Source organism: Streptomonospora litoralis (assembly GCF_004323735.1).
Classification (GTDB): Bacteria; Actinomycetota; Actinomycetes; order Streptosporangiales; family Streptosporangiaceae; genus Streptomonospora; species Streptomonospora litoralis.
The window spans coordinates 3,281,172-3,296,148 of record NZ_CP036455.1; the positions used below are offsets into that span (position 1 = coordinate 3,281,172).

At 73.7% G+C, this 14,977-nt stretch carries 14 protein-coding genes; 2 read left to right on the top strand and 12 right to left on the bottom strand.

Translation table 11 applies throughout. The features are described from left to right. Positions 1–66: 66 nt before the first annotated feature. From EKD16_RS14000 to EKD16_RS14050, 12 genes are all read right to left on the bottom strand, one after another. Positions 67–1,575, bottom strand: a complete 1,509-nt coding sequence (locus EKD16_RS14000) for a tryptophan 7-halogenase (RefSeq protein WP_131098792.1) — start codon at positions 1,573–1,575, stop codon at positions 67–69. Positions 1,576–1,621: 46 nt separating this feature from the next. Next, entirely contained in the window at positions 1,622–1,873 is a 252-nt protein-coding gene (locus EKD16_RS14005) for a phosphopantetheine-binding protein (protein WP_207391299.1), read from the bottom strand. Between the two features lie 82 nt (positions 1,874–1,955). Continuing rightward, positions 1,956–3,329 carry a lysine N(6)-hydroxylase/L-ornithine N(5)-oxygenase family protein gene (locus EKD16_RS14010; RefSeq protein WP_131098793.1) on the bottom strand — a complete coding sequence of 458 codons (1,374 nt, stop codon included), beginning with the start codon at positions 3,327–3,329 and terminating at the stop codon, positions 1,956–1,958. A 59-nt stretch (positions 3,330–3,388) separates the two neighbouring features. After that, complete coding sequence (locus EKD16_RS14015) at positions 3,389–4,051, bottom strand: isochorismatase family protein (RefSeq protein WP_131098794.1); 663 nt, start codon at positions 4,049–4,051, stop codon at positions 3,389–3,391. A 66-nt stretch (positions 4,052–4,117) separates the two neighbouring features. Continuing rightward, the gene (locus EKD16_RS14020) at positions 4,118–5,803 is read right to left on the bottom strand and encodes a (2,3-dihydroxybenzoyl)adenylate synthase (RefSeq protein WP_131098795.1); all 1,686 of its coding nucleotides are present in this window, start codon (positions 5,801–5,803) and stop codon (positions 4,118–4,120) included. A 59-nt stretch (positions 5,804–5,862) separates the two neighbouring features. Beyond that, on the bottom strand, positions 5,863–7,053 hold the full coding sequence (locus EKD16_RS14025) for an isochorismate synthase (RefSeq protein ID WP_131098796.1): 1,191 nt from the start codon (positions 7,051–7,053) through the stop codon (positions 5,863–5,865). Between the two features lie 111 nt (positions 7,054–7,164). Then, entirely contained in the window at positions 7,165–7,950 is a 786-nt protein-coding gene (locus EKD16_RS14030; protein WP_131098797.1) for a 2,3-dihydro-2,3-dihydroxybenzoate dehydrogenase, read from the bottom strand. 466 nt (positions 7,951–8,416) lie between these two features. Then, positions 8,417–9,682, bottom strand: a complete 1,266-nt coding sequence (entS, locus tag EKD16_RS14035; RefSeq protein ID WP_207391300.1) for an enterobactin transporter EntS — start codon at positions 9,680–9,682, stop codon at positions 8,417–8,419. A 664-nt stretch (positions 9,683–10,346) separates the two neighbouring features. Then, positions 10,347–11,555 carry an AI-2E family transporter gene (locus EKD16_RS14040; RefSeq protein WP_394347274.1) on the bottom strand — a complete coding sequence of 403 codons (1,209 nt, stop codon included), beginning with the start codon at positions 11,553–11,555 and terminating at the stop codon, positions 10,347–10,349. A gap of 140 nt (positions 11,556–11,695) precedes the next feature. Continuing rightward, positions 11,696–12,004, bottom strand: a complete 309-nt coding sequence (locus tag EKD16_RS25375; RefSeq protein ID WP_165498566.1) for an STAS domain-containing protein — start codon at positions 12,002–12,004, stop codon at positions 11,696–11,698. A gap of 296 nt (positions 12,005–12,300) precedes the next feature. Further along, positions 12,301–12,525, bottom strand: a complete 225-nt coding sequence (locus tag EKD16_RS25380; protein ID WP_165498567.1) for a hypothetical protein — start codon at positions 12,523–12,525, stop codon at positions 12,301–12,303. 100 nt (positions 12,526–12,625) lie between these two features. Then, positions 12,626–14,002, bottom strand: coding sequence for a sensor histidine kinase (locus tag EKD16_RS14050; protein WP_131098800.1), 1,377 nt, complete (start codon positions 14,000–14,002; stop codon positions 12,626–12,628). Between the two features lie 166 nt (positions 14,003–14,168). On the opposite strand from EKD16_RS14050, the gene EKD16_RS25385 reads away from it, so the two are divergent. Then, positions 14,169–14,342: a hypothetical protein gene (locus EKD16_RS25385; RefSeq protein ID WP_165498568.1), complete on the top strand. Its 174-nt coding sequence runs from the start codon at positions 14,169–14,171 to the stop codon at positions 14,340–14,342. Between the two features lie 152 nt (positions 14,343–14,494). After that, positions 14,495–14,932: an SSI family serine proteinase inhibitor gene (locus tag EKD16_RS14055; RefSeq protein WP_131098801.1), complete on the top strand. Its 438-nt coding sequence runs from the start codon at positions 14,495–14,497 to the stop codon at positions 14,930–14,932. Positions 14,933–14,977 lie beyond the last annotated feature (45 nt).

Here is a 14,977-nt window from a genome sequence, read left to right on the forward strand (position 1 = left end):
ACGATGTCCGGGAAGGCCCGGCGCCCGCGGGCGCCGGCCGGGTGGTGTGGGTGGGGGCGGGCTTGCTCAGGCGCCTTCGGCGGCCGGTTCGGCCCAGCGGCGGCCGTCGGCCGAGGGCACCAGGCCGCCGTCCAGCAGCGGCGGCTCGGCGGTGGCCGGGCCGCTGACCCCGCGCCGCTGGATCCGGTTCATCTCCGACATGACGCCGGAGACGACCGGCGCCCGGAACAGCTCGGTCATCCGCTCGCCGCTCGGCGTGCGCGCCGCGCCGGTGCGCTGCACGGCGTGGGACAGGTCGGCGGAGGCCGAGGTGAAGCGCTCGGCGGCGGTGCGGGTGTCGGCGCCCACCAGCGCCGACTCCGCGGAGGCGGCCCCGGCGACCAGGGTGGCGAAGGCCTCCATGTCCCCGGATTGCATGTTGGTGACCTTGCGGGCCTTCCAGAAGTAGGACTCTTCGCGCTGCCGCATGTCGTAGAAGGCGGCGAGGAACTCGTAGAAGACGGCGTACTCCCGCCGGTAGCGCCCCTCGAACTCGCCGAAGGCGCGGTCCTCGCTCAGCTCTTCGGCCAGCACGCTGTTGATCGAGCGGGCCGCGAGGAGCCCGCTGTAGGTGGCCAGGTGCACGCCGGTGGAGAAGACGGGGTCGATGAAGCAGGCGGCATCGCCGATCAGCGTGATTCCGGGCGCCCAGAACCGCGTGCCCGCGTAGGAGTAGTCGCGGCGCACGCGGACGCTGCCGTAGGTGCCCTCGGTGACGCGTTCGGCGTCGCCGAGCAGGTCCCGCACGATCCCGCAGCGCCGGATGGACTCGCGCAGTGTCCCCTCGCGGTCGGCCTGGATGCGCCCGGCCTGGTCGCGGTTGAGGACCGCGCCGACGCTGGTGAGGTCGTCGCGAAGCGGGATGTACCACAGCCAGCCCTCGTCGAAGGCGGCGCAGAGGATGTTGCCGGCGTCGGGTTCGGGCAACCGGCCGCCGCCGGCGAAGTAGCCGAAGACCGCGAGGTTCTGGAAGAACTCGGAGTACTGCCGGGTGCCGCCGGCGGCCGCGTGCAGCCGGCCGGTGCTGCCGGAGGCGTCGGCGACGTGGGCGGCGGCGAGTTCGCGCCGCTCGCCCGCCGGGTCGGTGTAGACGACGCCGGTGACCCGCTCCCCCGTGGTGACGGCCTCCAGCGCGGACGACTCCTCGCGCACGTCGACGCCGTGGCGGGCGGCGTTGCGCAGCAGGATGTCGTCGAAGGTCATCCGGTCGACCTGGTAGGCATACGAGGTCGGCCCGGACAGCTCCGGTGACAGCGCGAACAGGAAGTTCCACGGGTCGGGGCTGGTCCCCCACCGGAAGCTGCCGCCGCGCTTGGCGGTGAACCCGGCGCGGCGGATCTCCTCGTCGACGCCGAGCAGGCGGCACACGCCGTGCACGGTTGCCGGCAGCAGTGACTCGCCGATCTGGTAACGGGGGAAGCGCTGCTTCTCCAGCAGCACCACCCGGTGCCCCTGGTCGGCGATCAGGGTGGCGGCGGTGGAGCCGGCGGGGCCGCCTCCGACGACGATGACATCGAATTCCTCTGGGGCGCTCATGTTCGCGGCTCCTGGCGTGGGTGGCGGTTCCGGGGGAGGGGGGTGCTCAGTCGTCCAGCAGCAGGCGGGTCCAGGCCGCGACGCTGGGTTCCTCGGCCAGCGTGATGAAGTCGGTCTCGACGCCCGCCTTGCGCCAGCTCTCGACGAGGCTCATCAGCCGGATGGAGTCCATGCCGCGGTCGAGCAGGTCGTCGTGCTCGCCCAGCGCACCGGCGGGTTCGCCCAGAACCTGCTCGACGTCGGCGCGGATGCGCCGGGCGGTCAGCTCGCCCTCGGAGGCGGCGGGGTTGTCGGACACGGTGGTGTTCTCCGTTCTGCTCGGGTTCGGGACGGGTTTGCGGCCGCTTTCGGCAGACGCGGTCGGGCCGCGCCGGGCGGGCTCAGCGCCCGCCGGCGGCGGACGCGGCCCCGGCCGCTCGGGGGGTGTCGGCGGTGTTCGGGGTGCCGGCGGTGCGTGCGCTGATCGCGTCGAGGATCTCGCCGACGCGCACCGCGACGTTGGACAGCAGCGAGGACGAGATGCCGTGGGTGTGCTCGGTGCCGCCCTGCAGGTAGATGCCGCAGGTCACCTCGTCGGAGGTGGCCAGCCGGTAGTCGCGCTCGACGGCGGGGCGGCCCGCCCCGTCGCAGACCACGTGCTCGGCCACCTCGCCGAGCAGGTCGCGCGGGTCGGCGGAGCTGTAACCGGTGGCATAGACGAGGTAGTCGGCCTCCACGGCGGTGTGCTTGCCGCTGGCGAGGTCCTCCACGGTCACGGTCACGCCGCCGGGCGCCTCGTGCACGTCGGCCACGCGCGAGGTGTTGTGCATGCGCAGCCGCTCGGCGCCCTTGACCTTGTCCTGGTAGGCGGCGTGGTAGAGGGTGTCGATCAGGTCGGGGTCGACCACCGAGTAGTTGGTGTTGCGGTGGTAGCCCATGATCTCGGCCTTGGTCTCGGCGGAGGCGCCGTAGAACGCGTCCACGGCCCCGGGGTCGAAGATGCGGTTGGCGAAGGGGCTGTCGTCGGAGGGGCTGTAGCCGAAACGGGAGAACACCGCGTGCACCCGGGCGCGGGGGAAGCGGCGGTAGAGGTGGTCGACGCACTCGGCGGCACTCTGCCCGGCTCCGACGACGACGAAGGTGCGCGGATCCGCCGCGGTGTCCAGGGCCGCCAGGCGCTGCAGCAGGTACTCGTTGTGCCAGACGCGCTCGGTCAGCCGCGCTCCCTCGGGCAGGCGCGGGGTGAGGCCCGGCGCGAAGACGATGTTGCGGCCGCGGCTGCGGTGGCGGGCGCCGTCGCCGGTGCGGGCGACGACGTCGAGCTGGGAGATGCGGCCGCCCTCGTCGCGGACGGGCTCGATGGCGACGACTTCGGCCCCGTAGCGCACCTGGTCGCCGACCCGATCGGCGCACCAGGCGAGGTAGTCGTGGAACTCCGCGCGCAGCGGGAACAGCGTCTTGTGGTTGATGAAGTCGTGCAGGCGGCCGGCGGCGTGCAGGTAGGACAGGAAGCCGAAGTCGCTGGCAGGGTTGCGGGTGGTCACCAGGTCCTTGAGAAAGGAGACCTGCATGGTGGCGTCGTCCAGCAGCATGCCGCGGTGCCACCCGAACTCGGCTTGGCGTTCGAGGAAGACCCCGCTCAGTCCGGGTGTGGCGGGCTCGGCGGCAGAGCGCTCGCGCTGCTCGCGCAGGCCGATGGCCAGCGCGACGTTCGAGGGCCCGAAGCCGATCCCCACCAGGTCGTGGGAGGGCGGGGGCTGCGGCGTGGAGGTCACGGGAATCCTTTCACTCACCGGGGTCGGTGTCTTCGCATGCGGGCGGGGCGGGGGCGTGCTCACACCCGCGAATCCAGCGCGGCGGCCGGTGTGAGGGCGGCCGCCGCCTCGCGGGTGGACGTGGCGGCCCCGCAGCGCTGGGCGACGTAGCGCAGCGCGAAGCGGTGGTCCTCGGCGCTGAAGTCGGCGGTGGCGTCGGCGACGAGGAACGGCTGGATGTCGCGCATGAACGCGTCGGCGGCGGTGAGCAGGCAGCCGATGTGGGCGTAGACGCCGGTGATGAGCAGCTGGTCGCGGCCTTGGCGGTGCAGGCGGTCGGCGAGGTCGGTGTGCGCGAAGGCGCTGTAGCGCCACTTGGTGATCAGCGCGTCGCCTTCCTCGGGCGCCAGCGGTTCGGCGATGCCCGTCTGGTCGGCGTCGGCGCGCATGCCCGGGCCCCAGAAGTCGTTCTCCAGCCCGCGGGCCTCGGCGGACATGTCGCCGGGCTTGGCGGTGTAGACGACGGGGACGCCGACCGCGCGGGCCGCCTCCCGCAGGGCGGCGATGTTGGCCAGGGCTCCCTCGATGGGTTGGGCCCCGGGGAGATACGGGTGCAGGAAGTAGCGCTGCATGTCGTGGATGAGCAGCGCCGTCCGCGCGGGGTCGGGCCGCCAGTCGGCGCGGTTGGCCGGCAGGTCGCCGGGCCCGGGCAGCTCGTAGGGCTCGATGTGCGGCAGCGGCATCCGGTGTCCGTTTCGACGGTCGGTCGGTGGGCGGTGCGGGCGGACGCGGTCGGCGCCCGCCGCCGTTCACGGCTGGTGGGCGGGCTGCGCGGGCGCGGTTTCGCGGTCGGTGGGCACGTGGGCAGCACGGACGGCCTCGCGCAGTTCGCGGCGGCTGACCTTGCCGACTCCTGTGGCGGGGAACTCCGCGACGAACTCGATCCGGTCGGGGATCTTGTACGCGGCCAGGCCGCGCCCGCGCAGGAAGCGCAGCAGCTCCGCGCGGGCGGGCGACTCGCCGCGGGGGATGACGTAGGCGCAGACGCGTTCGCCCAGGAAGCGGTCGGGCATGGCGACGACCGCGGCATCGTGCACGCCGGGGTGGGCGAGCAGATGGTCCTCCACCTCGTCGGGCGCGACCTTCTCGCCGCCGCGGTTGATCTGGTCCTTGGCCCTGCCCTCGACCACGAAGTGGCCGGAGGGGGTGCGCCGGACGAGGTCGCCGGTACGGTAGAAGCCGTCGGAGGTGAAGGCGACGGCGTTGTGCTCGGGGGCGCGGTAGTAGCCGCGGATGGTGTAGGGGCCGCGGGTGTGCAGTTCGCCGAGGGCGCCGGGCGGAACCTCGGTGCCGTCGCTGTCGACGACGCGGATCTCGTCGTCGGGCGAGATGGGGCGGCCCTGGGTGGTGGCCACCGTCTCCTCGGGGTCGTCGTAGCGCGTGTAGTTGACCAGTCCTTCGGCCATGCCGAAGACCTGCTGCAGCATGCAGCCCAGGACGGGGCCGACGCGCCGGGCGGCCTCGGCGCTGAACTTCGCGCCGCCGACCTGCAGGACACGCAGGGAGGACAGGTCGCGGTGCGCCTGGGCGCCGCCCTCGACCGCGTCCAGCCAGAGCATCGCGACGGGCGGCACGACGGCGGTGTGGGTGACGCCCTCGGTCTCGACGAGGCCCAGGCAGGTCGCGGGACCGGGGTCGGGGGCGAGGACGACGGTGCCGCCGGCGCTGAAGACGCCGAGGAAGCCGGGCGAGCTCATCGGGAAGTTGTGCACCACAGGCAGCGCGGCGAGGTAGACGGTTGCAGTGCCGGTGTCCAGCTCGCAGATCTCGGCACTGGCGCGTACCGAGTACAGGTAATCGTCGTGGGTGCGCGGGATGAGCTTGGGCAGGCCGGTGGTGCCGCCGGAGAGCTGGAGGAACGCGACGTCGCCGGGCTCCGGGACGGCGGTGGCTCCCGGCCCGGCGCCGCCGCCCTCGCGCACCTGCTCCAGGGAGGTCATGCCCGGTCGGCCGCCGGTGTCGCCGGCCACCACCACGTGTTCGGGACCGCCGGTCTCGGCGCGCACCTGTTCGGCCAGCTCCCGGTAGTCGAATCCGCCGTCGGTGTCGGCGACGACCAGGGCGGTCGCCTCGGTGAAGGAGCACAGGTAGGAGATCTCGGCGCGGCGGTGGGCGGGCAGCGCGTAGACCGGCAGGGCGCCCAGCAGGAACAGGGCGAAAACGACCTCGAAGACCTCGGGGCGGTTGGGCAGCTGGACGACGACGCGGTCGCCGGCTGTGATGCCCATCCGCGCCAGCCCGGCGGCCGTCCGGTCGGCGCGGGCGTCGAGCTCGGCGTAGGTCCACCGCTGCCCCGCGCCCACGACGGCGGTGCGCTCGGCGAACCGGTGCGCGCGCTCGCGCAGGAAGGCGCCGAGCGTCTCCCCCTGCCAGTACCCCCGTTCGCGGTAGAGGTCGGCGAACTCCGTGGGCCAGGGGGTGCATCCGGCGAGCATGGCGGTGGGCGGTCCTTCCGGTTCGTGGGCGGCGGTGCGGGGTCGGTGCGCGGGCGGCGTCAGTGCACCGGGGCGCTCAGCGGCTGGTTGACGCCCAGAGCGAGCAGCAGCGTGCGCAGTTTCACCGAGGTCTCGGCGAGTTCGGCGTCGGGGTCGGAGCCGGGCACGATTCCGCCGCCGGCGAACAGGTCGAGGCGCTCGCCCGCGACGTCGGCGCAGCGGATGGAGACGACCCACTCACCGTCGCCGCGGGCGTCGGTGTAGCCGACAGCACCGGTGTAGAAGCCCCGGTCGAACGGCTCGATCCCGGCGATGGCCTCGCCCGCGGCCGCGGTGGGGCTGCCGCACACGGCTGGAGTGGGGTGCAGCGCGGCGGCGAGCAACGCCGAGGGGGTGTCGGGGTCGACCAGCTCGCCGGTGATGCGGGTGGAGAGGTGCCACAGGGTGGCGGTCTTGGCCAGTTCGGGCTCGGGCACCTCCAGCGTGCGGCAGTAGGGACGCAGCGCCTCGGCGACGGCATCGGCGACGACGGCGTGCTCGTGGCGGTCCTTGGCCGAGCCGAGCAGCGCCACGGCGCTGTGCTGGTCCTTGCTGGGGTCGGCGCTGCGCGGCGCGGAGCCCGCCAGCGGGTTGGAGACCACCCGGGCGCCCCGCTTGGCGAGCAGGAGTTCGGGGCTGGCGCCGATGAGGGTGCGCGGCTCGCTGCCGGGCGCGGGCAGGTCCACGGCGAAGGTGTAGCCGGCGGGATCGCGCCAGGCGAGGTTGCTCAGCAGCTGCCCGGTGTCGACGGGCCGGGGGCCGCTCAGCCGCAGCGAGCGGGCGAGCACGATCTTGGCGAGGCCGCCCTCCTCGGCGGCCAGGCGCTTGAGCGCACGGTCCACGTTGGCGACGTGGTCGGCGGGCTCGGGCACGGCGTCCATCCCCCACGGGCCGGGCAGTGGGCGCTGGCGGCGTGCGCCCTGCGCGCTCCGGGAGAGCGGGGGCGCCGTGCGCACCGAGTCGGGCACTACGAGGCGGCCGGGAGCGGTGCCGTCGAAGGGGATGGCGCCGATCGCGACGGGGCCGGCGGGCGAGTCGGCCGTGCCTTGCGCCAGCAGGCCGGCCACGTCCTCCAGGCGTTCGGCTACGGCCGCTGCGCCGCCGCCCACGAGTACACCGCTCGGAGAGGCGAGGAAGGCTCCGCCGGGGCGGTAGGCGTCGAGGAGGTCTCCGGCAGCGTCAGCGGCGGATTCGGTGCGCTGGTGGAACACCTGCGGATCTCATTTCTGGCCGGTACCGGCCCGATCGGGGTTTTGTGCACTGATCAGGTCGGTGAAGTGCGAATTCGGGCGAGAGAGGGGTGTGCTCGCGTGCGGCGGGGATCAGGCGCGCAAGGTGGCGCCCCCGTCCACGTAGAGGTCGTGCATGGTGATGTGGCGCGCCGAGGAGGAGGCGAGGAAGCAGACGGCGTCGGCGATGTCGCCGGGGTCGGCGATGCGGCCCAGCGGGATGCCGGCCCTGAACCGCTCCGGCGAGCCCGCGACGACGTCGGCGGCGCCCTGGTCGCCGGTCCACATGCCGCGCTGCATGGGGGTGTCGGTCGAGCCGGGCGAGACCACGTTGCACCGGATGCCGCTGCCCGCGAGTTCGAGGCCCAGGGACTTGGTGAACATGGTCGCGGCGGCCTTGGAGGCGCCGTAGGCGGCCATCCCGGCGCGGGGCACGCCCGCGGCGTTGGAGCCGACCGTGGTGATGGTGCCGCGGCCCCGCTGTGCCATGCGGCGGGCCGCGGCGCGGGAGACGTGGAAGACGCCCGTGGCGTTGACGGCGAAGACGTGCTCCCAGTCGGCGTCGGTGGTCTCGGCGACGTCGGCGGTGGCCAGTACGCCGGCGACGTTGACGGCGTGGGTGAGGGGCCCCAGGTCGCGCTCGGCGGCGGCGACGACGCGCGCCACGTCCGCGGAGTCGCGCACGTCGAGCGTGTACCAGGCGGCCTTGTGCCCGTCGCCGTGGAGTTCGTCGGCCACCTCCGCGAGTCCGCCGGCGTCGAGGTCGGCGGCGGCGACGAGGGCCCCCTCGGCCGCGAGGCGCAGCGCCACGGCCCGCCCGATCCCCCGGGCGGCGCCCGTCACCAGGGCCACGGTTCCCGCGATCCCGTTCTGGGACACGACTCTCCTTCCGGACGCAAGAAAGGGCAAGCACACCTCACTAAGGCAAAGCTTACCTAAGCAACCGTCCGCAAGTCTTGATCGGCGGAGCGCACTGTGTCAACCCTGAGTAAAGCGACAAAACGCCTAAACCGCGAAAAACCAGTCGGATCTCGATGTCCGCACCATCTCACTGCGGAGCGCGCGGAGCACTGACCTGCACAGCGCCGATGGTCCGCCCCGGGGGTAAGCCCACAGTGGCGCCCACGCCACGCTTTTCGGCCCGTCCGCAGTCGCCGTCCCGGTCCGCAGGCGCGGCCACGAACCGGGGCACAGGGTGATGAGGAGGAGGAGCACAGGCGCGCGGCCAGGTCTCGGCACCCGCGCCGCGGCCCCACCCGGGCCCCGATGTCCGAAACCGCCCTTCGCGCCGGCCGCGGCGGACGCCTAAACCGCGGTCCCGCACCGGCGAGCGGACCCGCGCGGGTCAGTGGCGGGCGTCGTCGGGGCCGGCGTCCTCGGCGCCGCGCGAGAAGCCCGCGCGGCGCAGTCCGGGCAGGGCCGCTGCGGTCGCCGCCACCAGGGCGGCGCAGGCGAGTCCGGTCACGACGACGGCGGTCGAGGGCCCCAGAACCCGGGCCAGCCCTCCCGCCAGGGCTCCGCCGACGGCCGGCCCCGCGGTAGCCAGTACCAGCCAGAACGAGCTGACACGGCCCAGCAGTTCACCGGGGGTGTGGTGCTGCATCAGGGCGCGCTGCAGGATCTCGGCGACGATCATCCCGATACCCGCGAGGCCGAGCAGCACCAGCGCAGGCGCCAGGTGGCGGCTCGCGCCGAAGCCCGCCATCGCACCGCCCCACAGCACACCCGCCGCGATCAGTGCGCATCCTGGACGGCGCATGCGTCCGACCCAGCCGCTGAACAGCGCGCCGAGGAAGGCGCCGACCGCCGGGGCCGAGTACAGCAGACCCACGGTGCGCGCGTCGCCCTCCAGCACCCGCTCCCCCATCGCGGGAAAGACCGCATAGGGCAGCGCGAACACGCCCCCGAACAGCTCCACCAGCAGCAGTCCGGCGATGACGCGGTGGCGGCGCACGAAGTGCCACGCCTGACCCAGCGCGCGCAGCGGGCGGGCGGCCTCCTCGCGCACGTCGCCCGCGGGCAGGCGCGGTAGCAGCAGCATCAGCGCCACTTGGGCGACGGTGGCGGCGCAGGTGGCGGTGTAGCACACGGCCACGCCGGGGCCCGCGATGACCAAGCCCGCCGCTGACGGCCCGAGCATCGTGGCCAGCTGCGTGGTGACCGCCGTCAGCGCCCCCGCCGCGGCCAACTGGTCGGCGCGGACCAGCTCGGGAGTCACCGCCACCAGTGCGGTCTCGCCGATGCCGTCGACGACCCCCAGCACCGCGGCGCAGACGTAGACGGCGGTGGGGTCGGCGTTGCCGGAAAGGGCGTTGAAGGCAAGCGCGGCGAACACGGCGGCCGCGGCCCCGCGCGCGGCCAGCAGCAGTCCCCGGCGCTCCAGCCGATCGGCCAGCACCCCGCCGACCAGAGTCCCGGCGACGAGAGCGGTGCCCGCGACCGCGTTGACCGTGCCTACAGCCAGCGACGAGCCCGTGAGGTCGTATATCTGCACCGAGAGCGCCACGAGGGTGAGACTGACACCCAGCAGGGCGACCACCCGCGAGGCGAACAGCACCCGGAAGGCCCCGCTGGACCGCAGCGGAGACACGTCCAGCAGAAATCCGCGCACCCCGCACGCCTTTCGTATCCGCTTCCCGTGTTCTCGTGTCCGCTCGACCGCAGCCACAGCTACGCCCATGCCCGGGGCCCCGCGAGGTGGGCGGCCGGTGCCGGGCAACGGGCTCGGCGCAGCGCCGCACCCGGTCGGCTGCGCCCGCCCCCGATCTCGGACGGCAGCGCCGCGGCCAGCCTAGATGAGCGGTTCGGGGGGTTTGTCGACCGGGTGGGCGACGAGCGGCTCGGGGCGACTGTGCGGTCTTGGCTCCGGCCGGGGGCCAGTCTGCTTGCGGAACAGCAGCGGCGAGGACGGCGGCGGGTGGAGCCCGCGGGTGTCGATACCGGTGCTCGCCGGTGGCGGCGGCCGACGCGCCGGTAGGTCCCCTATGCCGGTCCATCCGGCGATGATCGCGAACTTATGGCCGCGGAATGCGCTTACCTGCGACCATAAGTTCGCGATAGACGGGCCAAGCCGCGCCGAGGCGCCGCCACCGGCGGTCCCCGCTCCCCCGACCGCGGGCCCCGGCCCGCCACCGTCCCCGGTGCCCGCTGCTCCCCGCCGATCAGCCCGCCGCCCGGCCGGGGGCAAGGCCGGGCAAGGCCGCACAGCAGACCCGACCCGCACGGCCCGGCCGCCCATGGGAGCCGAACCGATCCAGCACTTCCTGAAGCACGGCTTAGCGCTTCTCCAGCTTCGGGAAGACGACGCGGTTGAGTACCAGTGTCACGGCCGCGCCGACGGGGACCGCGATCAGGGCGCCGACCACGCCGAGCAGGGCGCCGCCCAGCAGCGCCGAGGTGATGGTCACGGTCGGCGCCACGTGCACGGAGCGCTGCATGATGCGGGGAGCGATGACGTAGCTCTCGATCTGCTGGTAGACGAGAAAGAACACCAGCGTCACCACGCCGAGCTGCAGGTCGCCGACGCCGACGACGATCGTCGCCGCCAACGCGCCGATCGTCGTGCCCACAAGCGGGATAAGTGCCGTCACGGCGACGATCAGCGAGAGCGTCAGCGCGTATGCTGATCCGATCACGCTCAGATACGCCAGTGCCACGAGGCCGCCGATCAGCGCGATCAGCAGCTGTCCGGCGATGTAGGCGCCGATGCGTTGGATGATCTCGTCGCCGAGCTCGCGCACGCCCGGGCGCCGCGAGCGCGGCACCAGCCGGTAGCCGACCTCGGTGATGCCCGGCAGCGAGGCCATGAAGAAGACGGTGACCACCAGCACCACGAACACGGCGAAGAGTGAGTTGAGCACCGCCTGGCCGATCCCGAAGACCCCGCCGAAGAGCCGCTGCTGGAACTCGGAGCTCGTCAGGAACTCCTGGGCGCGTTCGACCAGCGCGTACCTGCGGTCCAGATCGTCGAGGACCGGGGCCTGCTGCGCCTGCTGGAAGTAGCGCGGGAGGTCGGCGATGAAGGCCGCCACCTGCTGGGTCAGCGGCGGCACGATCGTCCAGAAGAACGCTGCGGCGAAGCCGACCAGCGCCAGGCACACAGTCACGATGGCGGCCCAGCGCGGCAGTCCGCGGCGGCGGAGGAACTCCACGACCGGGTTGAGGCCCACGGCCAGGAACAACGCGACGAGGAAGTTGATGAAGACGCCCTGCGCGCGGCCCAGGGTCAGCACCAGCAGCCAGGCGGTGAGTACGCCCAGCGCGCCGGTGAAGCCGACGACGAAGAAGTTCACCTGGTCCAGCGGGCCGCCGCGCGCACGTTGGACGCCGCGCTCGCCGCGCTCGGCGCGCGCCATCACCGCCGCGGCCGGGGACGCCGGGGTCGGCAGGGCGGCGCCGACCGAGGAGGGCGCCGCGCCCGGACGCCGATCGGGCCGTCCAGCCGACGCGGACGACTTCTCGGATCCGGCCTCGTACTCGGCCACCCCGGCCTCCCGACGGTGCGGTTGTGCGTCCTCAACTTAGCGAACCCGGCACGGCGCGGACGAGCCGGACGCGCGGCCCCGCCGCCCCGCGGCGCCACCGCGCCCGCGCCGGTCGAGCGGCGGCCACCGCCGCCGGGCGTTCACTCCGGCGGCTGCCGGATGTCCATGGCCTGCTTCAGCCCGCTGTAATGGAAGATCCGGTCGATCTTGCCCGGCGGGACGACGACGGTCAGCGCGCCTCCGCCGCGCACCAGGCGTCGGTGCAGCCGGGCCAGCGCCCCCAGGCCCACCGAGTCGATGAAGGACAGCTCGGTGAGGTCGACGAGCATCCGCGGCCCGTAGACGATCTCGGTGGTGCCGGCCGTCTGCTCGAAACGGTCGACACTGGCGAGGTCGAGCTCGCCTCGCAGCCGCATGACGGTGTACCCGTCGCGGTCGCTTATTCCCACCTCTAATTGGCACATCAGGGCCCGTCCCCGCACTGGACTGGTACCCGCGGGCGTGCGGCCCGGCGAGCGCTGCCTGTCTTCGATCCCGACCCTATTTTCCAGGTGTGCGCGAGTGGGCGGAACCGGAACGCCGACACGGCCGGTTCCGACGTTGGGGCGATACCGGCCGCCCGGGCGCGCCGCAGGCCGCGGAGCGCCCGGGCCGCAAGCACGCGCACCCGGGGCCGAGCGCGGGTCTGCGGGCGGAATCCGCTCCTCTCGCCGCGCCGGCCCCGGTCCCGCGCTTCGTCGTGTGCCTACGACCCGGCGCAGGGGTCGACACCGTCGAAATCCTCGTCGGGGACCCAGATGTCCTCCTCTGCGTCCTCCTCCCGCGCCGCCTCCGCCGAACTCCACGCCCCGGCGGAGGCGTCCGAACCGCCGGACGGCGGGCCGCCAGGCGTCGCGGCGTCGTTCCCGCGGTGGCCCGCTCCGGCCCCCTGCTCGTCGTCCGTGCTGTCGCCGTCTGCCGCGTCGCGCATGGCGCTCCCCCCTCGAACGGCCGTGTGCCATGCCGTTTTCGGACCGACCGGATTGTGCGTCCCCCGCTGCCCCCGCGCGGCCCGCGCACACGCCGCATGGTCAGGTCCGCGACTTCGGCCCCGAGTCCAGTGGCAGGCGCAGAGTGAACACCGCGCCGCCCAGTACCGGGCTGTCCGCGACGTCGAGCGTTCCGCCCTTGGCCTTCGCGATCTCCCGGGAGATCGCGAGGCCCAGCCCGGTGCCGCCGGGATCGCGCCGGCGCGACTCGTCCAGGCGGGCGAACCGCTCGAAGATCCGCTCTCGGTCCTGCTCGGGCACGCCGTTGCCGTCGTCGTGCACCCGCAGCACCGCCTGCTGCTCTTCGCGGGCGACGGTGACCAGCACGCGCCCCGCGGCGTGGCGCTCGGCGTTGGCCAGCAGATTGGTGAGCAGCCGGGCGAGCCGGAGCCGGTTGGCGTAGACGTAGGTACCCCGCTCGACCGAGCTGTCGACGCGCAGCGCGGCCGTTCGGCGCTCGACCTCGACGGCGGCGAGCTCGCCCAGGTCGACGGGTTCGCGCCCCACGGCCACGTCTGCGTCGAGCCGGGCCAACTCCAGCAGATCGGCGACGATGCGCTCCAGGCGCGCGGTGTCGTGCAGCGCGCCGCGCAGCGCCTCGCGGGCGTCGCCGCCTTCGGGGTCGGCCAGCTCGACCTCCAGCCGGGTGCGCAGGCCGGCGATCGGGTTGCGCAGCTCGTGGGAGGCGTCGGAGACGAAACCGCGCTGGCGGTCCAGCGCGACCTCCAACCTCCGCAGCGTGTCGTTGGCGGTACGCGCCAGGGCGGCGATCTCGTCGCCGGTATCGGGCACCGGCAGCCGCTTGTCCGGGTCGGAGGCGCTGATCCGCGCCAAACCCGCCCGCACGGCCTCGACCGGCCGCAGCGTGCGGCCCGCCTGCCACCAGGCGAGGCCCCCGATCGTGGCCAGCGCCGCGGCACCGAGGCCGATCAGGGTCAGCTCCAGCAGCGGCCCGGTGAGCAGCAGCGAGCGCGGCACGGCCGCGTAGACCAGCGCCTGGCCGTAGGCGGAGTCGGCGGTGGCGAAACCGACGACCGTGAGGCAGTCCGCGCCCGGCGAGCGGCAGACGACCTCGGTGATCTGGCCGTCGGGGTCGGCCGGCTGCTCCATGGTCAGCGGCCCCGATCCCGACAGCACCGGCGTGGCCGCCAGCACACCGCCCTCAGGCGAGACGATCTGGATCCGGATCACGCCCGCGCGGGGACGGAGGCCGCCGTCGGCCCGCCCGTGCTGGATGTCCACGACCACCTCGCGGGCGGCCTCCCCCGCTGTGATGACCTCCTCGCGCTCGATGACTGCACGTGCGAGCAGGCTGGTTGCGGCGATGGCCAGCACCAGGACCACCGCGGCGGCCAGCACGGAGCCGGCAGCCGCCCGGGCGCGGATCGATCGCAGCCGCAGCCGCGGTGTCTTCGGCATGCGCCTCCAGAGCCCTGCGGAAGGACCGCCTCCGGTCGTGGGTGTCCACTTCCCTGCTCGTCGGCAGGCAAAGCACGCGGTTGCCCACGGAACCGCAAAACCCCGCCGACGGCGCTTCCCCACCGGTGCGCGGCGGCCGCGGCGAGTCTGTGGCAGGCTGAGCCCCATGGACGACCTGCGCGACGCCCTGCTCGCCCAGTACGACGCGGGATGCACGACGACATGCCACTACTGCCCCTGCCCGCTGCCGCCGGAGACCGTGCGCTGCCGGCTGTGCGGCCGGCTGCAGGAGCGCCTCCCGCACGCCGCAGCGGGCGGTCCGGCCCGCTCGGCCGACTGATCCGCCTCCCCCGCTGCGCTGCGCGCGCCCGCTGTTGCGGCGACACTCCGCAGGGATCTTCGCCCGAAACCCAGCGAAACCACGCTGAGTCGCGATTCAATTGCTCTGCGCAATGAATCGTTCACGGGGTGCTGCCCCGTTCAGGAGGCGAAATGCGGAATCGACGCACGCCGGTGCTTCTCGGGCTGCTCACCGGGCTGATGGTGGCCGTGCCGGGCGCGCACGCCGCGCAGGCGGCTTCGGCGGAGACGGGCGGTCATGCGGCGCAGGTGCCGGGCTCCGCCATGCGGTTGTCGGTGGCGGTGCCCGAGCAGAAGTCGGCCGAGCACACCACGCTGACGTGTAGCCCCGTCGGCGGTTCGCATCCCGACGCCGAAGCCGCTTGCGCGGCGCTGGAGCGGTCGGGGGGCGACTTCACCGCTCTGGGACAGCGCGACCAGCAGACCATGTGCACGCTGGAGTACGCACCGGTGCGGCTCAGCGCCACGGGCACCTGGCAGGGGGCGCCGGTGGACTACGACGAGACCTTCAGCAATCCCTGCGTCGCGCGCGCCCAGACGGAGGGGGTCTTCGACTTCCGGACCGCGTGAGGCCCCGTGGGCGGCGCCCCGGGCGCCGCCCACCGACGCACAGCA